The organism is Kribbella sp. NPDC056951, assembly GCF_042674205.1.
Lineage (GTDB): Bacteria > Actinomycetota > Actinomycetes > Propionibacteriales > Kribbellaceae > Kribbella > Kribbella yunnanensis.
The window spans coordinates 205,341-230,173 of the sequence record NZ_JBHUQZ010000004.1 but is presented as its reverse complement, the minus strand read 5'-3'; the positions used below and the strand labels follow the sequence as shown (position 1 = coordinate 230,173).

Below are 24,833 nucleotides of genomic sequence, written 5' to 3'. Positions count from 1 at the left end.
ATATCCCGCCTACGATGCACGGGTGAGTTATCCGCGGACTGGTGGCAGGGTGGGTGGGGCTCCGGATTTCCCCGAGGTCGAGGGGGAGGTACTGGCGTTCTGGGAGGCGGACGACACGTTCCGGGGGTCGGTGGAGCGGCGGACGAAGGACGAGTTCGTCTTCTACGACGGGCCTCCGTTCGCGAATGGGCTGCCGCACTACGGGCATTTGCTGACGGGGTATGTGAAGGACCTGGTCCCGCGGTACCGGACCATGCGCGGGTTCCGGGTGGAGCGGCGGTTCGGGTGGGATACGCATGGGTTGCCGGCTGAGTTGGAGGCTCAGCGGGTGCTGGGGTTGAAGACGAAGGCGGAGATCCTCGAGCTGGGGATCGAGAAGTTCAACGCGGCCTGCCGGGAGGCAGTGCTGAAGTACACCGACGAGTGGCGGAGTTATGTCACTCGGCAGGCGCGGTGGGTGGATTTCGACAACGACTACAAGACGCTCAGTCCTGACTACATGGAGTCGGTGATCTGGGCGTTCAAGACGTTGTACGACAAGGGGCTGGTGTACGAAGGGCTGCGCGTCCTCCCGTACTGCTGGAACGACGAGACCCCGCTGTCGACTCACGAGCTGCGGATGGACGATGACGTCTACCAGCAGCGGCAGGACCCCTCGGTGACGGTTGCGGTCGAGCTGGAGACCGGGGAGCGGCTGCTCGCCTGGACGACCACACCCTGGACGCTGCCCAGCAACCTCGCGATGGCGGTTGGCCCGGACCTCGACTATGTCGTCGTTGCCACCCCGGACGGCCCGACGATTCTGGCGGAGGCGCGGCTGCAGGCCTACGGCTTCACCGACATCATCAAGAGGTTCAAAGGCACTGAGCTGATCGGCAAGCGGTACACCCCGCTCTTCGACTTCTTCGCCGACACCCCCAACGCCTTCCAGGTGATCGTCGGCGATCACGTCACCACCGACGACGGCACCGGCGTCGTACACCTGGCCCCCGCGTACGGCGAGGAGGACCAGCTGGCATGTGATGCCGTCGGGATCCCCACGATCCTCACCGTGGACGACGGAGCCCGGTTCACGAGCGTGGTCCCGCCGTACCAAGGTCTGCACGTCTTCGAGGCCAACCGCCCGATCATCCGCGACCTGAAAGCCAACGGCGCTCTGATCCGCGAAGACAGCTACGTGCACAGCTATCCGCACTGCTGGCGGTGCCGGAATCCCTTGATCTACAAGGCGGTTTCGAGCTGGTTCGTCGAGGTGACCCGGATCCGCGACCGGATGGTCGAGCTGAACGAGGACATCACCTGGACCCCGGAACACGTGAAGCACGGCCAGTTCGGCAAGTGGCTGAGCAACGCCCGCGACTGGTCGATCAGCCGGAACCGCTTCTGGGGTTCGCCGATCCCGGTCTGGCGATCGGACGATCCGGCGTACCCGCGGATCGACGTGTACGGCTCGATCGCCGAGCTCGAGCGGGATTTCGGGGTCGAGGTCAAGGACCTGCACCGCCCGTACGTCGATCTGCTGACCCGGCCGAATCCCGACGACCCGACCGGGAAGTCGACGATGCGCCGGGTGCCCGACGTACTGGATGTGTGGTTCGACTCGGGGTCGATGAGTTTCGCGCAGGTGCATTATCCGTTCGAGAACACGGAATGGTTCGAAAGTCACTTCCCGGGTGACTTCATCGTCGAGTACATCGGGCAGACGCGCGGCTGGTTCTACACCATGCACGTGCTCGCGACCGCGCTGTTCGACCGGCCGGCGTTCAAGTCGGTACTGAGCCACGGGATCGTGCTCGGCAGCGACGGTCAGAAGATGAGCAAGTCGCTGCGGAACTACCCCGATGTGCGCGAGGTGTTCGACCGGGACGGCGCGGATGCGATGCGCTGGTTCCTGATGTCGAGCCCGATCCTGCGCGGCGGGAACCTGATCGTCACCGAGGAGGGTATTCGCGAGGGCGTCCGGCAGGTGCTGATCCCGCTCTGGAACGCGTGGTCGTTCTTCGCGCTCTACGCGAATGCCGCCGGTATCGAGGGGCAAGCGACCAAGCAGCCAACGGATCTGCTCGATCGGTACCTGCTGGCGCGGTTGCGGCTGTTCGTGACCGACGTGCAGGACAAGCTGGACCGGTACGACATCGCCTCGGCCTGTGACGCGGTTTCCTCGTACGTCGATGTGCTCACGAACTGGTACATCCGGCGCTCCCGCGACCGCTTCTGGGCGGGTGAGCAGGCGGCGATCGACACGCTGTTTGCGGCCCTCGAGACGCTCTGTCGTGCGGTCGCACCGCTGCTGCCGTTGGTTGCCGAGGACATCTGGCGCGGGCTGACGGGTGAGCGCTCGGTCCACCTGACCGACTGGCCGGTCGTTGACGACCTGCCGGACGATCCGGCGTTGGTGGCGCAGATGGAGCGCGCCCGCGAGGTGTGTTCGGTCGCGTCGGCGATCCGCAAGTCGACCGGGATCCGCGCCCGGCAGCCGCTGGAAAAGTTGACCGTGGCAACGGCTGATGATCTGCACGCGCTGACGGGCCTGATCGCCGCCGAGGTGAACGTCCGCGAGGTTGTGCTCACCTCGGTGGACGCCATCGACGCCCCGGTGTCACAACAGTTGACGGTCAACGCCCGAGCCGCCGGACCGCGGTTGGGCAAGGCCGTGCAGACAGCGATCAAGGCCTCGAAAACCGGCGACTGGTCAATCGCCGAGGATGGTGTGGTGGTTGCCGGGGGCATCGAGCTGGTCGACGGGGAGTACACGCTGACAACGACCCTGGCGACGGAGGCTGTGTCGAGCGGGCCACTCGGGCTCGGTGGCGCGGGCGAGTCGAGCGGGCCGGCCGGCGCCTCGGCCTCAACGGCCAGTGGGTTGTTGCCGGGCGGCGGCTTCGTTGTCCTCGACACGACGATCACTCCTGAGCTCGAGGCGGAGGGGACCGCGCGGGATGTGATTCGGTCGATTCAGCAGGCGCGGCGGGATTCGGGGCTCGAGGTGACGGACCGGATTCGGCTGACCGTGACTGCGGAACCGCCCGTGGCTCGGGCCGTGGAGACGCATCGCGAGCTGATCATGCGGGAGACGCTGGCCACGGATCTCGTCGTACAGGAGGGCTCTGAGCTGGAGATCGACCTGAGGTCCTAGGGTTGCGCCCATGGAGACGCGGAAGCTGGGACGGACCGGTCGGGATGTAGGCGTCGTCGGGCTGGGTGCCTGGCAACTAGGCGCCGACTGGGGTTCGGTGGACGAGAGCGACGCCCTCGCCGTGCTGCGGTCGGCGATCGAGGGTGGCGTCACCTTCATCGACACCGCCGACGTGTACGGCGACGGCCGGAGCGAGCGGCTCGTCGGTCAGATCCTCAAGGAACACGAGGGTCTGACCGTGGCGACCAAGATGGGCCGCCGGGTCGAACAGCTCCCGGAGAACTACAACCCGGCCAACTTCCGCGCCTGGAACGACCGCTCTCGGCAGAACCTCGGTGTCGACACCATCGACCTCGTCCAGTTGCACTGCCCGCCGACCCCGGTGTACTCCACCGACGCGGTCTTCGACGACCTCGACGCGATGGTCGACGAGGGCAGGATCGCGGCGTACGGCGTCAGTGTCGAGACCACCGCTGAGGCCCTGACCGCGATCGCGCGCCCCAACGTGGCCAGCGTCCAGATCATCCTGAACGCGCTCCGCCTCAAGCCCCTCGACGAGGTTCTGCCGGCGGCCCAGGAGGCGGGTGTCGGCATCATCGCCCGTGTCCCGCTCGCCAGCGGCCTGCTCTCCGGCAAGTACGACGAGAACACCGTCTTCGCCGCCGATGACCACCGCACCTACAACCGCCACGGCGAGGCCTTCGACGTCGGCGAGACCTTCTCCGGCGTCGACTTCGGCACTGGCCTCGAAGCCGTCCGCCGCCTGATGCCCTGGCTCCCTGCCGGCGCCACCATGGCCCAGTTCGCCCTCCGCTGGATCATCGACCAGCCCGGTGTCTCCGTCGTCATCCCCGGCGCCCGCAACCCCGAGCAGGTGGCCGGCAACATCGCCGCCGCCGCTCTGAACGAACTCACTGACGATCAGCAGACCGCCGTACGGGAGATCTACGACGACCTCATCCGCCCGCAGATCCACGACCGCTGGTAGCGCGGTCGGCCTCGGGCAGCCACACGTCCGACGGCCAGGTGAAGCCCCTGGTGATCGACTCCAGCAGCGTCGGCAGCAGCGGGTGCTCATCGCGCCAGACGAGCGACCACGGGTAGACCGGCGTCGGGTCGGTCAGATACACCACAGCGGTGTGCGAGGTGGGCGGTAGCTGCATCCGGGCGCCTATCGGTGTCGCCACGTCCGGCCGGGCCGCGACCTCGTCCACCAGGTAGTCGAGACTCAGCGCGGGACCTGTGGTGTCCAGCTCGAGCTGCCAGGCGTGGGCGAACTGCGCGAGGTAGTCGGCCCACTCCGCCACCGCACCACCCAAAGGCGCCCACAGCTGAACCTCACGCAAGGACGCCAGCGTCACCGTCTCGGCGTCGGCCAGCGGGTGCTCACGGCTCACCAGCAGCGCCAGCGGTTCCAGCAGCACCAGCTGATGATCCAGCTCAGCCAGCTGGCCAGGTGTCAGCGCATGCACCCGCCCGAACGCCGCATCCACCTCACGGTTGCGCAGCGCGGGCAGTGCGGCCGGTAGCCCGTGCCGCATGCTCACCTCGATCGGGAAGTCGTCAAGCCGTCGTACGGCGTGCTGCACGAGCTGCAGCGGTGCCAGACGCTCATCCAGTACGTCGAGCCGCAGCGTGCGCGTGGTCGGCACCACGGAGGCGATCGCGGCGTCGGCGGCGGCGAGCGCCTCGATCGCGTGGGGGAGGAACCGCGCACCTGCCGCGGTGAGCTCGACCTTGTGGGTCCCGCGGTCGAAGAGCCGCGTCGCGAGCGACTCCTCGAGTTTGGCGACGCGTTTGGACACTGCCTGCTGGCTCACAGCCAGGCGCTCCGCAGCGTGCCCGAAGTGCAGTTCTTCGGCGGCGACGACGAAAGCCCGTACCTGTGCCAGGTCCAGTTCCACCTATCCATCGTGTGCGACAACCAGTGGTTGTCAAGGCAGGACCGACGGTTGTTGGACCGCAGCAGCCCGTACGGCGTTCGCTGGAAGGAGTCCGAAGGGAGTTCTGATGTCCACATTGACGCAACCTCGTCGGTGGCGCGCGATGGCCGTGCTGGCGATGGTGCAGCTGATGATCGTCATCGACAACACCGTGGTGAATATTGCGCTGCCGTCGATCCGGACCGACCTGGGCACCTCACAGGCCGGGCTCGCCTGGGTGCTGAACGGCTATCTGCTCACCGCGGGCGGTCTACTGCTGCTTGGCGGGCGGTGCGCCGATCTGCTGGGCCGCAAGCGGATCTTCATCGCCGGTACGGCGGTCTTCGCGCTCGGCTCGCTGATCAGCGGAGCCGCCTGGAACTCGGGTGTCCTGATCGCCGGCCGGTTCGTCCAAGGTGCCGGAGAGGCCCTCGCCTCGCCCGCGGCACTGGCGCTGATCGTGGTCATGTTCACCACCCGCGAAGAGCGTGCCAAGGCGCTCGGCCTCTGGGGCGGTTTGGCCGGTCTCGGCGCGACCGTCGGAGTGCTGCTGTCCGGCGTACTGGTCGACCTCGCGAACTGGCGCTGGGTCTTCTTCATCAACCTCCCGGTGGCCGTTGTCGCCCTGGTGCTGTGCGCCCGGCTGGTTCCCGACATCCCCGCCAAGGGCGGACGCCGGACGCTCGACATTCCCGGCGGTCTGCTGGTGACCAGCGGACTGATCCTGGTGGTGAACGGACTGCTGCGCGACGGCCACCACTGGGGCTGGTTCGTGGCCGGGTTCCTGCTGCTTGCTCTGTTCGCCCTGGTGGAGGCGCGTTCCAGCGACCCGATGATGCCGCTGCGGTTCTTCGCGAACCGGACGCGCGTGACGGCCAACCTCACGACGATCCTGCTGACCAGTGCGATGGCCGCGATGTTCTTCATGGTCACGCTGTACGTGCAGCAGGTGCTGGGCTACTCACCACTGCGGTCCGGGCTGGCCTATGTCCCGTTCTGCGTCGCCTTCGTCCCGGGCATGGTGCTGTCGACGCAGCTCGTGACTCGCTTCGGCACGAAGACAGCCATCTGCACCGGCTTCGTGGTGTCTGCGACAGGCATGTTGCTGCTGGCCCGTATCGACGCGCAGGGTTCGTTCTGGGGGCAGTTGCTGCCTGCGACGGTCGTGCCGGCGCTGGGTCTGGCTATCGGCCTGCCGGCCCTCCAGAACGCCGCACTGCACGGTCTGTCCGAGGCTGACGCCGGGCTGGGCTCGGGTGTACAGACGTCGGTGCAGCAGCTGGGCAGTGCGCTCGGGCTGGCGGTGCTGACGATGATCGCGCTCAGCCACGCCGCGGCAGCACGCCGTACCGGCCTGAACGTCGAAGAGGCCGTCGTGTGCGGCTACCGCCTGGCCTTCGTGGTGGCGGCCGGCGTCCTGGTCCTCGGCGCGGCGCTGGCGGCCGTCATCATGACTGCTGAGCGTCCACATCGTGGACCGTCGGGCGAGATGGCGGGGGCGGCCGAGCGGTCGCCGTACCGTGGGTGACGTGTTGATCATCGAGCAGGCGGCGTACGACGCGATCGTTGCGCACGCGCGGAAGGACCACCCGGACGAGGCCTGTGGTGTGGTCGTCGGGCCGGAGGGTTCGGACCGGCCGGTGCGGGTGGTGCCGATGCTGAACGCGGCGATGTCGCCGACGTATTACAAGTTCGATGACGACGACTGGAAGACGCTGTACGACGAGATGTGGGACAACGACGAGGAAGCGGTCGTGATCTACCACTCGCACACGGCGACCGAGGCGTACCCGTCGCGGACCGACATCTCGGAGGCGCGGGAGCCGAACGCGCACTACGTGCTGGTGTCGACGCGGGAGGGCGCCGAGTCGCTCACGTACGACGGGCCGGTGGAGTTCCGGTCGTTCCGGATCGTCGACGGTACGGTCACCGAAGAAGAGGTCCAGGTCGTGACGGCCTACAGTGAAACAGGAGAGAACTGAGATGGCGATCGAGTTGCGGGTCCCGACGATCCTGCGCACTTTCACCGGTGGCGAGAAGCTGGTCACCGGGGCGGGGGAGACGCTGGCCGCGTTCATCGACAACGTGGACGGCAGTCACCCGGGGATCAAGGAGCGGATCGTCGAGGGTGAGCCGGAGGAGCTGCGCCGGTTCGTCAACGTGTACGTGAACGACGAGGACGTCCGGTTCACCGGTGGGCTGGCGACCGGGGTGAAAGACGGCGACGTGGTCGTGGTCCTGCCTGCGGTGGCCGGCGGCTGACGATGCGTTTCGACAGCCTGCTCGACTCGGTCGGAGGCACGCCGCTGGTCGGTCTGCCGAAGCTGTCGCCGTCGGCCGAGGTGCGGTTGTGGGCCAAGCTGGAGGACCACAACCCGACCGGTTCGATCAAGGACCGGGCGGCGCTGCGGATGTTGCTGGACGCCGAGAAGGACGGCCGGCTCCGGCCGGGGAACACGATCCTCGAGCCGACGTCGGGCAACACCGGGATCTCGCTGGCGATGGCGGCCAAGCTGCGCGGGTACCGGATGGTCTGCGTGATGCCGGAGAACACCTCGGAGGAGCGCCGGCAGATCCTGCGGATGTGGGGTGTCGAGATCATCTCCTCCCCGGCCGCGGGTGGTTCGAACGAAGCGGTCCGGGTCGCCAAGCAGGTCGCCGCCGAGCACCCCGACTGGGTGATGCTCTACCAGTACGGCAACCCGTCGAACGCGGCCGCGCACTACGACGGCACCGCGCGCGAGATCCTCGACGACCTCCCGTCGGTGACGCACTTCGTGGCAGGCCTCGGCACGACCGGCACGCTGATGGGTGCCGGCCGCTTCTTCCGTGAGCACAAGCCGGATGTCCGGATCGTCGCCGCCGAGCCGCGGTACGGCGAGCTCGTCTACGGTCTGCGCAATCTCGAGGAAGGCTTCGTCCCGGAGCTGTACGACGCGACGCTGATCGACGCACGGTTCTCGGTCGGCCCGCGGGACGCCGTCCGGCGGGTCCGCGAACTGCTCGACAACGAAGGCATCTTCGCCGGCGTCTCGACCGGCGCGATCCTGCACGCCGCGCTCGGCCAGGCGGCCAAGTGCGTGCGTGACGGACAGCAAGCCGATATCGCCTTCGTGGTTCCCGACGGCGGCTGGAAGTACCTGTCGACGGGCGCCTACGAGGGCACGATCGACGAGGCGGAGGACCGCCTCGAGGGTCAGCTCTGGGCCTGAGAAGTCGTGCCTGTTATGGGGATTTGAAGAGGATCCGGCGGCCGATGCGGGGATGCACGCCACGTCCCTTGCAGCTCGTGCAGGGGCGTTGTGCGTAGCTGAAGACGCCACCGTGGTGACGGCCGGCGCCCTTACAACGGTTGCACTTGGCATTCGGGTGCAGCGACAGCGAGACGACGTACAGGAAGAACGCCGCCATCAGCATCAGCAGCAGGACTCCGGTCGGCCCGAGGGACGACGCGATGTCTGCGGCCGTGCTGTTGGTTTCCGCGGCCTGGTTGGCGGCCTGCCCGGAGGCGGCGACGTGATCAGGTTGCGGATTCGGTCCGGCGGTGCTGCTCAGCACCGCCACGAAGTGATGAGCCAGACTCATGGCAGCTCGAGGGCGGATCGTACGAACATCGGTCCAGAGTGGCGCGGATCACGTCGGTTGGCAATTACATAACGTAAAGATGTGGACAATGTTCGGCGTGTCGTTTCAGGAGAAGGGACGGGGTGTCTTCTAGAACGACCCGAATCCGGCCCCGGTTACGGGTCGCAATCGGCGGTCGGCGTGTCCCCGATAGAATGCGCGACGTGACAGATGCGCCGGTGGGGATCTTCGATTCAGGTTTCGGCGGTCTCACCGTCGCCCGCGCAGTGCTCGATCAGTTGCCGCATGAACCGGTTCTGTACCTCGGAGACACCGCCCGGCAGCCGTACGGGCCGAAGCCGATCGCCGAGGTTCGTGAGTACGCACTGGAGTGTCTGGACCACCTGGTCGAGGCCGGCGTGAAGATGCTGGTCATCGCCTGCAACTCGGCCAGCGCCGCGATGCTGCGCGACGCCCGCGAACGGTACGACGTACCGGTCGTCGAAGTGATCCTCCCGGCTGCTCGGCGAGCGGTTGCCGCGACGCGCAATCAGAAGGTCGGCGTGATCTGCACGCGCGCCACGGCACAGTCGCTCGCGTACGACGACGCGTTCGCCGCCGCACCGCAGGTCGAGCTGATCACGCGTCCCTGCCCCAAGTTCGTCGACTTCGTCGAGTCCGGCGTGACGTCCGGACCGGAGTTGCTCGAGGCGGCCCACGAGTACCTCGACCCGCTGGTCGATGCCGGCGTCGACACGCTCATCCTCGGCTGCACGCACTACCCGCTGCTCACCGGCGTGATCCAGTACGTCGTCGGTGACGCCGTGACCCTGGTGAGCAGCGCCGAGGAGTGCGCGAAGGATGTCTACGGCGTGCTGACGAAGACCGGGCTGCTGCGGTCGGACGCGCTGGCCGAACCCAAGCACCGTTTCGTCACGACCGGCACCCCGTCCGAGTTCGAGGCGATCGGCTCCCGCTTCCTCGGCCCGGTGCTCTCCGGGGTAGACCAGTTCGCCTGGGTGCGTTAGGCATCTGCCCGCGCGCGGCGCGGTTCCAGCACGGCCAGTAGCAAGAACGCGACCACGATCGTGGCTCCCGCCACGACGTAGCACCACGGTGCGTCCAACCCCACCGCCACCATGATCAGTCGATACATTCCTTCGTCCATGGATACGACCGTACCAACGGGATCGTGCGACTTTAGTCTTGAAATGTGCCGTTACGTCACGAATAGAATGAGCTTGTGCGTGATGAAATGTGCCGGGTCTGCGGACAGCGGCTGAGCCCGCCGGAGCGTGGCCGACGGCCGGTCTACTGCTCACGCGCGTGCCAGGCCAAGTCCTACCGCGCGCGACGCGGGCCGGTGCGGCCGGTCGAGGTACCCGAGAGCGGTCGCCGGGCAGAGCGCCGTACCGAGATTGCCCAGCTGGTGTGGAAGATCGCGGCCGAGCAAGGGCTGGATGCCGTCAGCATGCGATCGGTGGCGGCCGCGGCCGGAGTATCGGTGCGCGTTGTGCAATATCACTTCGGAACCAAGCATCAGCTGCTCGTGGACTCGCTGGAGTTGTTGCATCGCACCAACGAACAACTCGCCGCCGGACGTATACACGCCGACCTGACCGAGCCGAAAGCCTTGCTATGCGCGGTCCTGGACGAATTCCTGCCGCTGGACGCGCACCGGCGACTGAGCCTGCGCGCCCTGGCTGGGTACTACACGCGGAGTCTCACCGACCCCACGCTGGCCGCCATCTTCCTGAACGGCGACCGCTCGCTGGAGGAGTTCGTCGCACTGATCCTGCGGTACGCCGAAGAGCAAGGCGAGTTGCGCCCCGGCGTCCATATCGCCTCGACCGCTGACATGCTTGTCTCCGGTGTCACCGGGCTCGCGATGGATGTTGTCCACGGCACCAGATCTGCCCGTGATGTGCGCGAAATCATTGCCAGGCAACTCGATCAGCTGTTCCGCGACGCGACGAGTTGCCCTGCGAAGCCGGCAACCCGCCGGTAATCTCAAGATATGAAGCTCACCGTGCTCGGCTGCTCCGGGTCCGTCCCCGGGCCGGACTCGGCCGCCTCGAGCTATCTGGTCACTGCCGAGGACTTCCACCTGGTCCTCGATCTCGGCAGCGGCGCACTCGGATCGCTCCAGCGGCATATCGCCGTTCCGCAGATCGGCGCGATCGGCCTGTCCCACTTGCATCCTGACCACTGTATGGACCTGACCGGCCTGTACGTCGCGGCCAAATACGCGCCAGGTTCACCCATCCCCCGCATCCCCGTGTTCGCGCCGCCCAACGCGGCCGAACGCATGGCTCTGGCCTATGACCTGCCCATCGACCCCGGGATGGAGGAAGAGCTGGAATTCCATACCTGGCAGGACGTTCAGCAGATCGGCCCCTTCACGATCCGCACCGCACAGATGGTGCACCCGGTCCCGGCGTACGCGATCCGCGTCGAGCACGCCGGCAAGGTGCTGGTGTATACCGGAGACACCGGGCCGAACGACGCACTCGTCGAGCTCGCCCGCGGCGCCGACGTGCTGCTGTCCGAAGCGGCCTTGCAGGACGAGAATCCGAACAACCCGACCGACCTGCACCTGACCCCCTCCGACGCCGGCGAACACGCCAAGAAGGCCGGCGCCAAAAAGCTCGTGATCACGCACGTCCCACCGTGGTACAACCGGGTGACCCAAGCGGAGAACGCCCGGCGCACCTACTCGGGACCGATCGAGATTGCGACCCCCCATGCAGTTTTCGACATCTGACGGCATTCCGTTGTGGACCGCAACGACTGGTACGGCGTCCCCTGCCGCCGCGCCGGTAGTCATCTTGCATGGTGGCCCTGGGCTCTGGGATGACTACGCCGTTCTCGCGGAGATGGTGGACGACCTGACCGTCGTACACCGCTTCGACCAGCGGGGCTGCGGCCGCTCCGGCGCGTCCGCCGAGCAGTCGATGGCCCTCAGCGTGCGGGACATCGACGAGCTACGCGCGTTCTGGGGCCACGAGAAGATCGTTGTCATCGGCCACTCCTTCGGAGCCACCCTCGCGGTCACCTACGCCGCCGCCCACCCCGACCGCGTCGCCGCAGTGGTCTACCTCGGCGGCGTCGGCATCGGCGACTGGCACACCCCCTGCGAGGCCGAACAACGCCGCCGCATGACCCCCGAACAAGCCGCCCGCCTCGACGACCTCTCCGCCCGCCGCCCCCGAACCCCGGCCGAGGAAACCGAGTTCCGCGTCCTCGCCTGGTTCACCAGCCACGCCGACACGTCGAAGGCAATGCAATGGGCCGCCGAGGAAGCAGCCGTCGACCTCCCCATCAACTTCGCCGCAAACCGCGCCCTCAGCAACGAAATCAACAGCTGGCCGGACAGCCGCAAGACCGACGACGCTGCCGCGATCCTCGCCCCGATCACCTTCCTCCACGGCGAAGGCGACCCGCGCCCGCACACCGCCGTACAGGCTCTTGCCGAGCACGCCCAGCAACCGTCCTTCCACCTCATCCCCAACGCCGGTCACTCCCCGTGGCGCGAACAGCCTGACGCCGTCCGCGAAATCCTCCGCGCCGTGGTGCTCAAGACACCTTGAGCGTCATCGTGGCGCCGGGGATCGGCATCGAGAGTGCCTCGGTCTCGATCGCATCCCGGTCGGCCGCGGTCAATCGGCCGGCGACGCGTAGTTCGATCGAGCCCTGTCGGCGGCCCCAGGCGCCGCGGATGCGGCCGTCGAGCATCAGCCCGTGCGGGTGGTGCCAGTCGTTGAACTCGATTCGGGACTTCTGGCCGGGGCCTGCGAACAGTTCGTACCGGTCGGCACCGAACAACCGCAGGTCTGATGCCACCAGGAACCGCGCACCGGGTGCGGGCGGCGATGACCGTACGGCGTCCTCGTCGGAAGCCAGGATTGCGGCGGCGCGTCCCTCGAGTTCGACCGGGAGTAGTTCGTCGGCCAGCCAGCTCCAGACGGTTCGGGCGTCGGGCCGTGACAAGCCCGCCCACCAACCGAAGGTCTCCGCGGTCGTCGGTCCGAAGGCGCGCACGTGGCGACGGCATAACTCCAGGTGGGCCTCGCGAAAGTCGATGTCCGGTGGCGCGACCTCCCGGGCGTACAAGGCGCTCGTCGTCCAGCGCAGAACCACCCGCCCGGTCGCGCACGCACCCCGCAACTCCGGATGACCGTGTCGCCGCTCGGCTCCGTCGAACTCCCGGCAGATCCGCTCGGCCAGCTCAGCCACCGACTTCTGCTCGGCGGGATCGAGCGGCATCCGCCCGATCGTGAAGACACCGAAGTCAGCTGCCGGCAGCACGTAGACCGCAGCCCGCGGACTGTACGTCTGAACCAGCCCCGGCGCCTCCCACGCCGACGGTTCACAGTCCGCCACTCGCGCATGCAACCCAACCAACGCGTCCCGCGGCGCAGTGTCCTGCAACCCGAACCGCGCCGCCTCCACATACGTCCCAGCCGGCAACCGCTCACCGAGGTGATTGACCGCCAACCGGTACCGAACCGCCTGCTGATGGTCGATCCGGAGCGCAGTCATACCGCTGTCTACCAGGCCGTCCCGACAGCCCGAGCGACAGGAGGTATCGGCCGAATCGGCGCCGGGCCCGCTGCACTCAGGCGGGGGAAGGCGTATGCGTAGGTGTCTATGTCCTGTCGTTCGAGCGCCCGACGCGGTCCGCGAGCTCTTCCGCACGACGATCATCCAGCCGATCGCCTTGGCGTAGGCCGAAGTAGTCGGCGGCTGAACCGCCGCGGACGACCAGTTCGGCTACGTCCGAGCTGCCGGGGATGAGGCCGGGTTCATCACGCGGTACGGCGGTCAGGTGGGGGTAGCGCGGTATGCCGGCCAGCTTGAGTTCGTCGGGGGCGCGGTCGAGTTTGCAGTTGCCGAAGTTGTCGATGACGGTCACCAGCGGACCCTCGTCCGGGGTGACGGGGATCGGGGTCGGCGTCGAGGGGACCGGCCGGCCGTCGGTGACCCATTTCGCGAGCAGTGGTAGGTACCAGAGGCTGCGGAACTGGGTGGTGATGATCCGCTCGGATTCCACGGGGTCGAAGTCGAGGGCTTCCAGAACCTCGGCGATGTCGGTGACAAACACCTCGGTGATCCCGAGCTCCCGCCGTACCAGGCCGAGCGCGCGCGGATTGAACGTGCTCGCGACGAGATGTTCGCCGTACCGGAAGAAGCAGAAGGGGACGCCGTTCGGCCAATGACCGTCACGAGGGGCGAGGTTGAGCAGGGTGATGGTGGGGTGGCCGGGTTCGCCGAGGGATTCCGTCGATCTCAGACAGTCGAGCAGGGTCAACGCCGCGAACGACTCGGGATCGGGGTCGTCGAGCGCGATGATCGTGGGGGACTGGCCGAAGAGGGCGCCGATGCGGGTGCTGAGGCGGGCGCGGGCGTTCCCGCCGACACAGTCGGTCAGGTAGGTGATCGGGTACATGCGAGGTCTCCTGGGGTGGTTGCAGACATGAGAAGAGGCCCCCCGACAGGGAGGCCTCTCGCTGCAAGCACACGTGACTACGCTGCCGAGGTTCCTCCATATCGAGGGCTCAGCATTCGCATCGCGACGGCGTACCGGGTCACGTCGTGGATATTAGCACCTGCGGTCATGCGCTCCATCGGACTGACCAGCCCTATCCCAGAGCGCGAGCTCGAGGAGCAAGCGCTCTGGACGTCGTCCGCCGGGTGGTGCGACGGTTCGGCTCGTCCGACCCTTCCCAGGAGGCAACAGCGATGTCTGCGCGACCAAGGTCTAGGCGACAGCCACCTTGTGCACGCACCAACCACGTGACACCTGCCGAAACGGTTGGGTCGTGCTCAAGGTCGCGCGCCTGGCCCACCTTGAGCACCGCTCAACCACCGTCCGGCCGGACAAGTGACTGATCCGTGCTCAAGGCGTAGCCGTCAGTGCGCCTGACCGTTGTCGAAGTAGGCGATCAGGGCGGGGTCGAGGTCCGGTACGTCGATTGGTACGCCGTTCGACCGCAAAGAGTTGGTGGCGGCGACGCCGGCGGCGACTGCGGCGCGGGCGGCGATGGGGGAGGTCAACGTTGTACCGCCGTCCCGGACGAAGGTGAGGAACTCGTTGACCAGGTGCGGGTCGGCGCCGCCGTGGTGGTCGCTCTCGCCGGCGATCTCGACGACCAGGTCGGCGTCCTCGCGGTAGCCGGAGCGGCGGCTGTTCCAGACCTTCACCACGCCACCCGCGGTGTCGCCGAAGTTCTCGAGGCGGCCGTGGGTGCCGATCACGGTGTAGTTGCGCCAGTAGTCCGGCGTGTAGTGGCACTGCTCGTAGGTGACGAAAACGCCGTTGTCCAGCAGGAGATTCGCCATCGAGAGGTCCTCGACGTCCATCACCGGCGCGAGGCCCTTCTGCTCCAGCGGCGGCCAGTTGTCCGAGCTCACGAAGTCGGAGAACCGCTGGCCGGTCCGGTCGAGCCTGTCCTCGATGCCGCCGTACAGGGTGAGTGCGCCCATCGCGTTGACGCGCCGGGTGTAGCCGTTCGCCAGCCAGTGCATCACGTCGATGTCGTGGGCACCCTTCTGCAGCAGCAGGCCGGTGGTACGGCGGCGGTCGGCGTGCCAGTCCTTGAAGTAGAAGTCGCCGCCGTGGCCGACGAAATGCCGGCACCAGATCGCCTTCACGTCGCCGATCGCGCCGTCCTGGATCAGCTGCCGCATGGTCTGTACGACGGGCATGTGGCGCATGTTGTGTCCGACGTACAGCCGGGCGCCGGACTCGTAGGCTGCCTGCAGGACGCGGTCGCAGCCCTCGGTGGTGATCGCCAGCGGCTTCTCCACGAAGACCGGGATCCCGGCGGTGAGGAAGTCGATCGCCGGACCCTCGTGCAGGTCGTCCGGGGTGGTCAGGAAGACACCGTCGAGCTTCTGGTCGAGCAGTTCGCGGTGATCGGCGTACGCGGTCGCCTCGGGGTACTTCTCCAGGGCTTGGTCACGCTGCGCGGCCACCGGATCGGCCACGGCCACGATCGCGCTGCCCTCCCCGGGGCGATGGGCGTGTCCCGCGAGGTAGCTCCGGGCGCCGAGCCCCACCACGCCGAGTCGAAGATCAGTCATCAGCCAGCAACTCCTGCACATAGTTGTTTGAATCAGCCTAACTCCGAGCAGTTCCGTCCTTCAATCACCGGGTCGCTGGATGGAATTGCCTTCCTGGTCACCCAGTCGACAGCGGGACCTCGCCCCGTGTCGCCACCATGACGGAATGTGAGCCTCCACTACGTGGCACTGGGGGACTCGACCACAGTTGGTGTCGGGGACCCGATGAACGGCAGCAGTACGACCGACCTTTCCGGTGCCGGCGCGCGCCCGGGGGAGGGGTGGCGGGGCTGGGCCTCGCTGCTCGCCGACTCCTTGGGCAGCTCCCACCGTGTGACGTTCTCCAACTTCGCGACCAGTGGCGCGACGACCGACCTGGTCGCGACCCGACAACTCCCCGAGATCGGCAGCGGCCCGATCGACATCGCCTCGCTGATCGTCGGCATCAACGACACCCTGCGGTCCACCTTCGACCCGGCCCGCGTCCGCGACCACCTGCACGTGTGCGCCGAGGAGCTGACCGCGCGGGGCGCGCTGCTGCTCACCGTCCGGTTCCATGACCACGCCAAGATCTTCGGCCTGCCGAAGTGGATGGGCCGGCCGCTGTGGCAGCGGATCGAGCAGGTCAACCTCGCGTACGACGACCTGCACACCCGGTACGGCGGGATCCGGCTCGACATGGCCGATTACCCCGAGGTGTACCGCCGCGACTTCTGGAGCATCGACCGGATGCACCCGGGTGAGCGTGGACACCGCAAACTCGCCCGGATGTTCGCCGACGAACTGACCGGTCGGGGCGTGCGCATCGACGTACCGCCGGATCTGGACTGCGCCTACAAACCGCCGAGCAAGTGGGCCGACACGGTCTGGATGGTCAAGGAGGGCGTCCCGTGGCTGGGCCGCCGCGCCGGCGACCTGCTCCCGTTCGTCGCCCGGATGGCGTTGTCGCAGCGCCGGCCCGCCTCGGGCGCGTTGACCAATGCGGAGGTCCAGCGGCTGGAGGCTTAGGGCATGGCCGGCGATCTCCTGCCTGCTGCGCGGCACTCGGTGGGCACCTCGGCGCACTTCGGTCAAGGCCACGATGCTCCGCATCGAGACCTCGCCCGAAGCACACCGAGGCACTCCACCGAGCACCTGCTCGCGACGGCAGGAGATCACCGCCCATGCCCTAGGGTTTGGACCATGGCTCGCATCGACGGACGTACCCCTGACCAGCTCCGCCCGGTAACCCTGACCCGGAAGTGGCTCGACCACGCCGAAGGGTCGGTGCTGGTGGAGTTCGGGAAGACGCGGGTGCTGTGCGCGGCGAGCGTGACCGAGGGTGTGCCGCGGTGGCGGAAGGGTTCCGGGCTGGGCTGGGTCAGCGCCGAGTACGCCATGCTGCCGCGGTCGACGAACACGCGCTCGGACCGCGAGTCGGTGAAGGGCCGGATCGGTGGCCGGACGCACGAGATCTCGCGGCTGATCGGGCGGTCGCTGCGTGCGGTGATCGACTACAAGGCGCTCGGCGAGAACACCATCCTGCTGGACTGCGACGTACTGCAGGCCGATGGCGGGACCCGTACGGCGGCGATCACCGGCGCGTACGTCGCGCTCGCGGACGCGGTGTCGTACCTGCGCGACCGCAAGCTGCTGAAGAGTGAGCCGCTGACCGGCACGGTCTCGGCGGTGTCGGTCGGAATCATCGACGGCGCCCCGATGCTCGACCTCTGCTACGAGGAGGACGTCCGGGCCGAGACCGACATGAACCTGGTGATTACCGGCGACGGCAAGTTCATCGAGGTTCAGGGCACGGCTGAGGGTGCGCCCTTCGACCGCGCCGAGCTGGACAGCCTGCTCTCGTTGGGTCTTGCCGGTTGTGCGGACCTGACGAAGCTGCAGCAGGAGGCCCTCGGATGACGCGCGTCTTGCTCGCCTCGAACAACAAGAAGAAGCTCGAGGAGCTGCGCCGGATCTTGACCCCGATCGTGCCGGGGATCGAGGTGCTCGGGCTGGGCGACGTACCGCCGTACCCGGAACCGCCGGAGACCGAGCCGACCTTCGAGGGCAACGCCCTGCTGAAGGCACACGCCGCGCTGGCCGCGACCGGCCTGCCGTCGATCGCCGACGACAGCGGCATCTGCGTCGACGCGCTGAACGGAATGCCCGGCGTACTGTCGGCGCGTTGGTCCGGTCCGGCCAAGGACAACGACGCGAACAACCAACTGCTGCTGGGTCAGCTCGAGGACGTGCCCGACGAGCGCCGGGGTGCGTCATTCGTCGCGGCCGTTGCCTTCGTGCGGAAGAACGCGGCCGACGAGCTCGTGCTCGGCGAGATGCGCGGCTCGGTGATCCGCGAAGTCCGCGGTACGGGCGGCTTCGGGTACGACGTACTGTTCCAGGCCGAAGGGTATGACGTGACCACGGCCGAGCTGACCATCGAGGAGAAGGACGCGATCAGCCACCGCGGCAAGGCGTTGCGCGCCCTGGCTCCGATCGTCGCGAAAGCATTGGGGGCCTAGCGCATGTTGTTCGCAGGACGTGACAAGGAAGGCGTCGAGGACGGCTGGATCACCTCGGCCTACCGCCGCTGGTCCGAGGCCCGCGTCGTCGAGGGCCGGATCTACCGCACCAACGCCGGCCGGATCCAGATCGACAGCATCAGCGAGATCAACCCCGCCCTGATCGCCGACAACGACCCCGACGTCGCCCGCGCCGACCGCAGCAACGCCGGCGACATCCTCCGCCGCCTCCGCGGCGACGACACCTGGCCGACCTTCCTGATCCGCTTCCACCTGGTCAAGGAACCCGACCCCCGCGAACAACTCGCCGCCCAGACCGACCTCTCCGCCGACGACCTGGCCGAAATCAAGGAACGCCTAGCCCGCTTCGACGCCGGCAACCCCCACGGCCCCTGGACCACCCAAACCCTCCGCCTCATCCAGTCCAAGCCAGCCACCCGAGCAGCCGACCTAGCCGCCACCCTCGGCCGCGAAACCGCCCCCTTCAAACTGGACGTCCGCAAACTCAAGAACCTAGGCCTGACCTACAGCCTCGAAACCGGCTACGAGCTCTCCCCCCGCGGAACGGCGTACCTCAACACCCTCGACTAACAGCCGTCGACGCTGCAGGCCGTGCCGAACGCGATGGCTTGCTCGGCCTGGGCGTCCAGGATCGCTTTGCGGAGGTCGTAGGGGGTGGGGACGCCTTCTATGCGGGTGTTGCCGACCAGGATGGTGGGGACGGACTGGATCTGGTGGGCCTCGGCTTCGCGGAGGGCGTCTTGGTGCTTCTCGCGGTAGGTGCGGTTGTCGAGGGCCTTGCGGAAGTCGGGGGCGTCTAGGCCGATCTCGGCGGCCAGGGCCTGGAGTACGTCGGGGTTGCCTAGGTCCTGGTCTTCTTGGAAGAAGGCTTGGAACATGCGGTGGGTGTACTCGGTGCCTTTGTCGTGGGCGGCGGCGTACTGGTAGCCCTCGAAGGCCAGGTGGGTGTAGGGCTGGGGGGAGACGGTGGGGAGGGTGATGTCTACGCCCAGTTGTCGGGCCATCGGGTAGACGGCTCGGGACCAGATGGCGGGGAGGTACTCGTCTTCGGGGCGCAGGGTGGGGTGCGGGTGCGGGCGGAGTTCGAACGGCATCCACTCGATGTCGACGTACAAGTCCTTGGTCGCTTCTTCGATCGGGCCTTCGGCGAGGAGACAGAAGGGGCAGACGTAGTCGGAGAAGATCTTGATCTTGACCTTGTCGGTCATCGGTGGGCTCCCTTCCGGCCGGACATGAACTCTTCGAACGGCGCTTGGTGTCCCTCGATCGGGGCGTGGGTCACTTGGATCGGCCAGTCGGTGGGGTCGCTGGCGAAGATCGAGTACGAGCTGGAGTAGTTGAAGCCGTAGGCCTCGGCGGTCTTGCGGTCGGCGGCGTAGACGATGTGCTCGATGTTGAAGTAGAGCGCGGCCATGTAGCACAGGGCGCAGGGTTCGCCGGACGCGATCAGGGTGGCGCCGGCGACGCCGAAGCGGCCGGACTTCTTGGCGGCGGCGCGGAGGGCGACGACCTCGGCGTGGGCGGTCGGGTCGTCGTCCTCGAGGACGCGGTTGAAACCGGTGCCGAGGACGTGGCCGTCGCGGACGACGATCCCGGAGAACGGGATACCGCCTTCGGCGACGTGGGTGCTGCTGATCCGGACGGCCTCCTCGATGTGAGGAGTCAGGTGGTCGAGAAGATCAGTTGACATCAGGCGCATGTCCTTTGGGGTGGGAGGGAACACCCGGAGCGGCCCGTCTGCTCGGACGGGAGCGAGGTTGCCGCTCCGGGTGCGTCGAGGGGCGGTTCAGACGCCGGCGTTCTCGGGCGTCTGCGTCGACTGCTCGGCCGAAGCCTTGGGGGCGTCGAACTTGTCGGCGAGCTTGAGCCAGATGACACCGAGGACGATGAGGCCGAGCCACAGGGACTGCACGACCGTGAGGCTCTGGTCGAAGAAGACCGGGCCGAGGGCTGCCGCGCCGGCCGCGCCGATTCCTGCCCAGACTGCATAACCGATCCCCACCTCGATGGTGCGCAGTGCGGCGCTCAGCGCCCACAGGGTCAGCAGGAAGAAGACGACGGCGACCAGGGACCAGGTCAGCCGGGTGAATCCGTGGCTGCCGCCGACGGACAGCGCGTAGCCGATCTCGAAAACACCGGCGAGCAGGAGCATCAGCCAGGACTTGGCAGCGGAGGGGGACGTCGAGGACATCGGAGATTCCTTTCGAAGGAGGGTGATTTACGCTGCGCCGCTGAGCTGCAGGCCGACGACGCCGACGATGATCGCGGCGATGCCCAGGCCCTTGCGCCAGCTCAGCTTCTGGCCGAACAGCAGCGCGCCGAGGACGGTGATCCCGATCCCGGAGATCGACGTCCACAGGGCGTACCCGACGCCGACGTTGAAGGTCAGCAGGGCCCGGCTGAGGAAGAAGGTGCCGAACGCACCACTGACGAGGGTGATGATCGTCCACTTGCGGTTCTTGAAGCCTTCGGCCTTGCCGGCCGCGATCGCCACGACGATCTCGAAGACGACGGCGATGCCGAGTAGGAGCCAGTGCATGAGGTGTCCTCCGTTGAGTTGCTTGTACATGCAAGCGTCTGGCTCAGACTGTACGGCAAACTCCTGAGCAAGGGAAACCCCGAGAGGTTGCATGGGCATGTACTCTGATTCAAGAATCAATCGAGGAGGACCAGGCTCCATGACGACCTCGCAGCTGGCGCCCGCGCGCACTTCCGACCGCAGCGCCTGGGATCGCGTGCTCACCCTGCACGCCCAGGTCGAGCGTGAGCTCGCCGCGGCCCTGCAGAGCCGGCACGGCATCGGCCTGTCGGAATACCGGTCCCTCGAGCACCTCGTCGGCTCCGAGACCAGTGAGCTGCGGATGCAGGATTTGGCCGACAAAGTAGGCCTCGGTCAGTCGTCGATCACCCGCCTGGTAGGGCGTTTGGAGGCGTCCGGCTTCGCCTTCAAGGACCTCTGCCCGTCGGACAAACGAGGCGTCTATGCGGTCATCACCGACGAGGGGCGCAAGCGCTACCAATCGGCCCATGCCACGTACGTCGAGGTGCTGTCGGCCGCCCTGAATGCTTTCGCCGCGGACCCTGACCTTGGCCCCACGGTCCAGGCGCTGCGCACCGCGTAATACCGCTCAGCAACCCCCGCTCGCCGATCCGGCGATGCGGGGGTTTTTGTTTGCCCGCACAAGCACCAATGATCCTGCTCACTACTACTTCGCCAAGTAGATGCTTGACCAAGCATGTACCTCGCGGGATACCTTCGGCACCGCCGCCACGGGTTCGAAACCTTCGAACCGAGTGGGTGTGCACCGTCCAGAGATTTCCCTAGTGCGAGGAATTCCGCCGTGCCATCACCTTGCCTGGCCGAAGCCGTCGCCGTTCACGGCCACCTACGACCCCACGCAACCGCCCTGGTCACCAGCGACCGCACCGTCTCGTACGGCGAACTGGGCGAGCTCACGCAGTCCTTCCGGCACAGCCTGATCGAGCTGAACCTGCCGGCCGGAAGCACGATCTGCGTCCCGGCGCACAAGTCGCCGGAGACCATCGCGCTGTTGCTCGCCGCGTTCCTCGAGGGCCTCGTCGTACTGGCTCCCGCTCCTGATCTCGGCGCGGCCGCACTGGCCCGCCTGGCGCAGCAGGCCCGCGCCACCCACGTACTCACCGCGTCCGCGATCGATGCCCTGACCGCGGACGCGGTGCAGCCCGACGAGCAGGAGGCGGCGGGGTTCGCCGCCCCGGATCCCGCCCGCACCTGCCTCCTGCTCACCACCTCGGGTTCCACCGGAACGCCGAAGATCGTGCCCATCGCGGCCACCGGTTTCGACGCGTTCGCAGCCTGGGCCACGCAAGAGTTTTCCCTTACGGACAACGAGGTTGCGCTCTCCTACGCACCTCTCAACTTCGACCTCGCGCTCCTCGACATCTGGACCTTCCTGCAGCTGGGAGCGCAGGTCGTCCTGGTCGACCAGGGCCGGGCGACGGACGCGCCGTACGTCGAAAGCCTGGTCGCAGACGTCACCTTCATCCAAGGCGTCCCGATGCTCTACCGCCTCCTGACAGAAGCCGGTACGGCGTTCGCTCCGGTCCGCGAGGTGATCTTCACCGGGGACAGCGTGCCGGATTCGCTGCTCAAGCCGGTGAGCGCGGCCTTCCCGAATGCCCGGTTCCACAACATCTTCGGCTGCACGGAGACGAACGACTCGTTCATCCACGAGGTCGACCCGGCCACGTTGACCGGCAAGATGCCGATCGGCCGTCCCATCGCCGGAACCGACGCGCTCATCCGCGACGGCGAGCTCTTGGTGGCAACGCCGTTCCAGACCGACGGCTATCTCAACACCGCCTTGAACGCCGAGGTCTTCGAAGAGATCGACGGCCGCACGTTCTATCGCACCGGCGACCTCGTCACCCAAGACGACGACGGTCTGTACAGCCTGCAAGGCCGTGCGGACTGGCAGGTGAAGGTCCGCGGTGTGCGGACCAACCTGCAGGAGGTCGAGCGGGTGATCTCCGCGCACCCCGACGTGATCGAGGCGGTCGTCGTACCGCTGCCGGACGAACAGGCCGGCGTACGGCTGCATGCACATGTCAGCCGGCGCCACAGCAGTGCGCTGACCGGCCTTCGGCTGCGAACGCACGCAGGTCAGCACCTGCCCCGCCATGCCATTCCCACGTCCGTGCACGTCACGGACGACCCGATGCCCCGCACGTCCACGGGCAAGCCCGACCGAAACCTGATCAAGAGCAACCGCCTGAAGGAGATCCACTCATGAGCACCCGAGACATCGCCGGCGAGATCCGCGCCTACGTGGTGGCCGAGTACCTGGCCGGTGAGGACACCTCCGACCTGACCGGTGACTACGCCCTGATCGAGTCCGGCGTCATCGACAGCCTCGGGCTGATCCGCCTGATCTCGCATCTCACCGAGACCTACCAGGTCTCCTTCGACGACATCGAGTTCGGCCCGGACAACTTCCGCAGCCTCGACGCGATCGTCGCCCTCGTCCAGACCCATTCCGTCGTACCCGTCCAGTAGAAGGAGCAAGCAAGAAATGATCGTCCGCAGCATCGACAACGTCGCCCCTGTCGAGTGGGGCAACGGCCTCAGCTACCGCGTCCTGACGGATGCAGATGGCATGGGCTTTGCCATCTGCGACACCCTCGTCCGCCGCGGCACGACGAGCGCACTGCAGTACCGCGCCCACCTCGAGGCCTGCTTCTGCGTCGGTGGTTCGGGTGAGGTCGTCGAAAAGGACGGCACCCGCCACAAGATCGTCGAGGGCACGATGTACGCCCTCAACGAGCACGACCCGCACTACCTGGTCGCGTCCGAGGACGAGGACCTGCACCTGATCTCGGTGTTCAACCCGCCGATCGTCGGCAACGAGAAGCACACGCTGTCCGCGGACGGCTTCTCGCAGTACTGAGCCGTCCGAGCCTGCCGGCTGTTGCCACAAGCAACGGCCGGCAGGCGCCCGCAGCCGAACCGAGGACACCTCTTGAACGACGACCTTTTCCACCTTGCCACCCCGTGGGCAGATCAGCTCAACGCCGACCTGCAGGAGTCGGACGCAGCCGGTGCCTTTCCGCAGGACAAATGGAAGGCCATCCAGGACTCCGGAATCCTGCGGACCCCCTTCGCCCCCGAACTCGGCGGCAGCGGTCGCAGCCTGACCGACACCATGCGTGCCCTGGAAGGCCTCGGCTACACCTCGCGTGACGCCGGCCTGTCCTTCTCCACGTCCACCCAGATCGTCTCCGTCGGTATCCCGATGCAGCGGTTCGCGACACCCGAGCTCAAGAGCCGGTACCTGCCGCGGATCATGGCCGGTGACCTGATCACCGCGCACGCGATCACCGAGGAGACCGGTGGGTCGGACGCGACGAACGTGTCGACCGTGGCCCATCGCGACGGTGACGACTACGTCATCAATGGCAGCAAGATGTTCATCACGAACGCGCCGATCGCCGACCTGTTCCTGCTGTACGTCCGCACCGGCAAGCCAGGCCCGTTCGGTCTGACCACGCTGCTGGTCGAGGCCGGTACGCCGGGTCTGTCGGTCGGACCGGTGATGGACAAGCTCGGCCTGCGCACCAGCCCGATCGGGACCCTCGCCTTCGACGACCTGCGCGTCCCGGTCGCCAACCGGATCGGTGCCCAGGGCGCGGGATTCCTGGTCCTGGACTACGTGATGAAGCGTGAGGTCCTGTTCGGATTCTCGCTCACCCTCGGCGAGATGACCCGCCGGCTGGAGGAGACCGTCGAGTTCGCCAAGACCCGCACGCAGTTCGGGCAGGCGATCGGCAAGTACCAGGCGATCTCGCACAAGCTCGCCGACATGAAGATGCGCGTCGAGACCGCCCGCAAGTGGCTGACCGACACCGGAGCCAAGGTCGAGGCCGGGCAGGACGCCGCCTTCGATCTGGCCGCCACCAAGACCATCGTCTCCGAGGCCAACGTGCAGACCGCGCTGGACGCCGTCCAGATTCACGGCGGACGCGGCGTGCTCACCGAGTTCGGGATGGAGCGCGAGTTGCGCAACTCCATCGCCGGGACGATCTACTCCGGCAGTTCCGAGATCCAGCGCAACCGCATCGCGACCCTGATGGGCCTTTGAGGAGTTT

General features: G+C 67.2%; 29 protein-coding genes. 19 read left to right on the top strand and 10 right to left on the bottom strand.

Going from position 1 to position 24,833, the window contains the following annotated elements:
• Positions 1-22: 22 nt before the first annotated feature.
• Positions 23-3,136 carry an isoleucine--tRNA ligase gene (gene ileS, locus ACFTSF_RS19165; RefSeq protein WP_380155008.1) on the top strand — a complete coding sequence of 1,038 codons (3,114 nt, stop codon included), beginning with the start codon at positions 23-25 and terminating at the stop codon, positions 3,134-3,136.
• A gap of 10 nt (positions 3,137-3,146) precedes the next feature.
• Complete coding sequence (locus ACFTSF_RS19160; RefSeq protein ID WP_380155007.1) at positions 3,147-4,124, top strand: aldo/keto reductase; 978 nt, start codon at positions 3,147-3,149, stop codon at positions 4,122-4,124.
• Here ACFTSF_RS19160 and ACFTSF_RS19155 read toward each other — a convergent pair.
• Entirely contained in the window at positions 4,093-5,040 is a 948-nt protein-coding gene (locus tag ACFTSF_RS19155) for a LysR family transcriptional regulator (protein ID WP_380155006.1), read from the bottom strand. The two genes, ACFTSF_RS19160 and ACFTSF_RS19155, sit on opposite strands and share 32 nt — an antisense overlap.
• Positions 5,041-5,146: 106 nt before the next feature.
• Between ACFTSF_RS19155 and ACFTSF_RS19150 the strand changes: the two genes are divergently transcribed.
• From ACFTSF_RS19150 to ACFTSF_RS19135, 4 genes are read left to right on the top strand one after another with little or no spacing between them, the layout of a single operon-like run.
• A complete protein-coding gene (locus tag ACFTSF_RS19150; protein ID WP_380155005.1) occupies positions 5,147-6,586 on the top strand; it encodes an MFS transporter in 1,440 nt (479 codons plus the stop codon).
• 1 nt (position 6,587) lies between these two features.
• The gene (locus ACFTSF_RS19145) at positions 6,588-7,040 is read left to right on the top strand and encodes a Mov34/MPN/PAD-1 family protein (RefSeq protein ID WP_380155004.1); all 453 of its coding nucleotides are present in this window, start codon (positions 6,588-6,590) and stop codon (positions 7,038-7,040) included.
• 1 nt (position 7,041) lies between these two features.
• Entirely contained in the window at positions 7,042-7,320 is a 279-nt protein-coding gene (locus ACFTSF_RS19140) for a MoaD/ThiS family protein (protein WP_344152395.1), read from the top strand.
• A gap of 2 nt (positions 7,321-7,322) precedes the next feature.
• Entirely contained in the window at positions 7,323-8,270 is a 948-nt protein-coding gene (locus tag ACFTSF_RS19135; protein WP_344152392.1) for a pyridoxal-phosphate dependent enzyme, read from the top strand.
• A gap of 13 nt (positions 8,271-8,283) precedes the next feature.
• Here the strand turns inward: ACFTSF_RS19135 and ACFTSF_RS19130 are convergent, their stop codons facing one another.
• Entirely contained in the window at positions 8,284-8,643 is a 360-nt protein-coding gene (locus ACFTSF_RS19130) for a hypothetical protein (RefSeq protein ID WP_344152389.1), read from the bottom strand.
• Between the two features lie 194 nt (positions 8,644-8,837).
• Between ACFTSF_RS19130 and murI the strand changes: the two genes are divergently transcribed.
• Positions 8,838-9,650: a glutamate racemase gene (gene murI, locus ACFTSF_RS19125; RefSeq protein WP_344152386.1), complete on the top strand. Its 813-nt coding sequence runs from the start codon at positions 8,838-8,840 to the stop codon at positions 9,648-9,650.
• Here murI and ACFTSF_RS19120 read toward each other — a convergent pair.
• On the bottom strand, positions 9,647-9,790 hold the full coding sequence (locus ACFTSF_RS19120) for a hypothetical protein (protein ID WP_380155003.1): 144 nt from the start codon (positions 9,788-9,790) through the stop codon (positions 9,647-9,649). The two genes, murI and ACFTSF_RS19120, sit on opposite strands and share 4 nt — an antisense overlap.
• Before the next feature lie 75 nt (positions 9,791-9,865).
• On the opposite strand from ACFTSF_RS19120, the gene ACFTSF_RS19115 reads away from it, so the two are divergent.
• From ACFTSF_RS19115 to ACFTSF_RS19105, 3 genes are read left to right on the top strand one after another with little or no spacing between them, the layout of a single operon-like run.
• Positions 9,866-10,630, top strand: a complete 765-nt coding sequence (locus tag ACFTSF_RS19115; protein ID WP_380155002.1) for a TetR/AcrR family transcriptional regulator — start codon at positions 9,866-9,868, stop codon at positions 10,628-10,630.
• Between the two features lie 9 nt (positions 10,631-10,639).
• Complete coding sequence (locus ACFTSF_RS19110; RefSeq protein WP_380155001.1) at positions 10,640-11,386, top strand: MBL fold metallo-hydrolase; 747 nt, start codon at positions 10,640-10,642, stop codon at positions 11,384-11,386.
• A complete protein-coding gene (locus ACFTSF_RS19105; protein WP_380155000.1) occupies positions 11,367-12,212 on the top strand; it encodes an alpha/beta fold hydrolase in 846 nt (281 codons plus the stop codon). Before ACFTSF_RS19110 ends, ACFTSF_RS19105 begins: the two co-directional genes overlap by 20 nt.
• Here the strand turns inward: ACFTSF_RS19105 and ACFTSF_RS19100 are convergent.
• The 3 genes from ACFTSF_RS19100 to ACFTSF_RS19090 all read right to left on the bottom strand — a co-directional run bounded on the left by ACFTSF_RS19100 (position 12,199) and on the right by ACFTSF_RS19090 (position 15,708).
• Complete coding sequence (locus ACFTSF_RS19100; RefSeq protein WP_380154999.1) at positions 12,199-13,164, bottom strand: DNA glycosylase AlkZ-like family protein; 966 nt, start codon at positions 13,162-13,164, stop codon at positions 12,199-12,201. The genes ACFTSF_RS19105 and ACFTSF_RS19100 overlap by 14 nt on opposite strands.
• 106 nt (positions 13,165-13,270) lie before the next feature.
• Positions 13,271-14,071 (bottom strand): hypothetical protein, encoded by an 801-nt coding sequence (locus ACFTSF_RS19095; RefSeq protein ID WP_380154998.1) that lies wholly within the window; start codon positions 14,069-14,071, stop codon positions 13,271-13,273.
• Positions 14,072-14,535: 464 nt separating this feature from the next.
• The gene (locus ACFTSF_RS19090; protein ID WP_380154997.1) at positions 14,536-15,708 is read right to left on the bottom strand and encodes a Gfo/Idh/MocA family protein; all 1,173 of its coding nucleotides are present in this window, start codon (positions 15,706-15,708) and stop codon (positions 14,536-14,538) included.
• A gap of 147 nt (positions 15,709-15,855) precedes the next feature.
• On the opposite strand from ACFTSF_RS19090, the gene ACFTSF_RS19085 reads away from it, so the two are divergent.
• From ACFTSF_RS19085 to ACFTSF_RS19070, 4 genes are all read left to right on the top strand, one after another.
• On the top strand, positions 15,856-16,695 hold the full coding sequence (locus ACFTSF_RS19085) for an SGNH/GDSL hydrolase family protein (protein ID WP_380154996.1): 840 nt from the start codon (positions 15,856-15,858) through the stop codon (positions 16,693-16,695).
• 174 nt (positions 16,696-16,869) lie between these two features.
• On the top strand, positions 16,870-17,586 hold the full coding sequence (gene rph / locus ACFTSF_RS19080; protein ID WP_132405575.1) for a ribonuclease PH: 717 nt from the start codon (positions 16,870-16,872) through the stop codon (positions 17,584-17,586).
• Complete coding sequence (gene rdgB, locus ACFTSF_RS19075) at positions 17,583-18,188, top strand: RdgB/HAM1 family non-canonical purine NTP pyrophosphatase (RefSeq protein ID WP_344165611.1); 606 nt, start codon at positions 17,583-17,585, stop codon at positions 18,186-18,188. The genes rph and rdgB overlap by 4 nt, the downstream gene beginning before the upstream one ends.
• Before the next feature lie 3 nt (positions 18,189-18,191).
• On the top strand, positions 18,192-18,779 hold the full coding sequence (locus tag ACFTSF_RS19070; RefSeq protein WP_380154995.1) for a hypothetical protein: 588 nt from the start codon (positions 18,192-18,194) through the stop codon (positions 18,777-18,779).
• Here ACFTSF_RS19070 and ACFTSF_RS19065 read toward each other — a convergent pair.
• From ACFTSF_RS19065 to ACFTSF_RS19050, 4 genes are all read right to left on the bottom strand, one after another.
• Positions 18,776-19,417 carry a DsbA family protein gene (locus tag ACFTSF_RS19065; protein ID WP_380154994.1) on the bottom strand — a complete coding sequence of 214 codons (642 nt, stop codon included), beginning with the start codon at positions 19,415-19,417 and terminating at the stop codon, positions 18,776-18,778. The genes ACFTSF_RS19070 and ACFTSF_RS19065 overlap by 4 nt on opposite strands.
• Complete coding sequence (locus tag ACFTSF_RS19060) at positions 19,414-19,899, bottom strand: nucleoside deaminase (RefSeq protein WP_380154993.1); 486 nt, start codon at positions 19,897-19,899, stop codon at positions 19,414-19,416. The genes ACFTSF_RS19065 and ACFTSF_RS19060 overlap by 4 nt, the downstream gene beginning before the upstream one ends.
• Before the next feature lie 96 nt (positions 19,900-19,995).
• On the bottom strand, positions 19,996-20,400 hold the full coding sequence (locus ACFTSF_RS19055) for a DMT family transporter (RefSeq protein WP_380154992.1): 405 nt from the start codon (positions 20,398-20,400) through the stop codon (positions 19,996-19,998).
• 27 nt (positions 20,401-20,427) lie between these two features.
• A complete protein-coding gene (locus ACFTSF_RS19050) occupies positions 20,428-20,748 on the bottom strand; it encodes an SMR family transporter (protein WP_344165592.1) in 321 nt (106 codons plus the stop codon).
• Positions 20,749-20,887: 139 nt separating this feature from the next.
• Here ACFTSF_RS19050 and ACFTSF_RS19045 point away from each other — a divergent pair, with 139 nt between their 5' ends.
• From ACFTSF_RS19045 to ACFTSF_RS19025, 5 genes are all read left to right on the top strand, one after another.
• Entirely contained in the window at positions 20,888-21,331 is a 444-nt protein-coding gene (locus ACFTSF_RS19045) for a MarR family transcriptional regulator (protein WP_344165589.1), read from the top strand.
• Positions 21,332-21,550: 219 nt separating this feature from the next.
• Positions 21,551-22,981 (top strand): AMP-binding protein, encoded by a 1,431-nt coding sequence (locus tag ACFTSF_RS19040; protein WP_380154991.1) that lies wholly within the window; start codon positions 21,551-21,553, stop codon positions 22,979-22,981.
• Positions 22,978-23,244, top strand: coding sequence for a phosphopantetheine-binding protein (locus ACFTSF_RS19035; RefSeq protein ID WP_344165583.1), 267 nt, complete (start codon positions 22,978-22,980; stop codon positions 23,242-23,244). The genes ACFTSF_RS19040 and ACFTSF_RS19035 overlap by 4 nt, the downstream gene beginning before the upstream one ends.
• A gap of 16 nt (positions 23,245-23,260) precedes the next feature.
• Entirely contained in the window at positions 23,261-23,635 is a 375-nt protein-coding gene (locus tag ACFTSF_RS19030) for an ectoine synthase (protein WP_344165580.1), read from the top strand.
• 72 nt (positions 23,636-23,707) lie between these two features.
• On the top strand, positions 23,708-24,826 hold the full coding sequence (locus tag ACFTSF_RS19025) for an acyl-CoA dehydrogenase family protein (protein ID WP_380154990.1): 1,119 nt from the start codon (positions 23,708-23,710) through the stop codon (positions 24,824-24,826).
• Positions 24,827-24,833 lie beyond the last annotated feature (7 nt).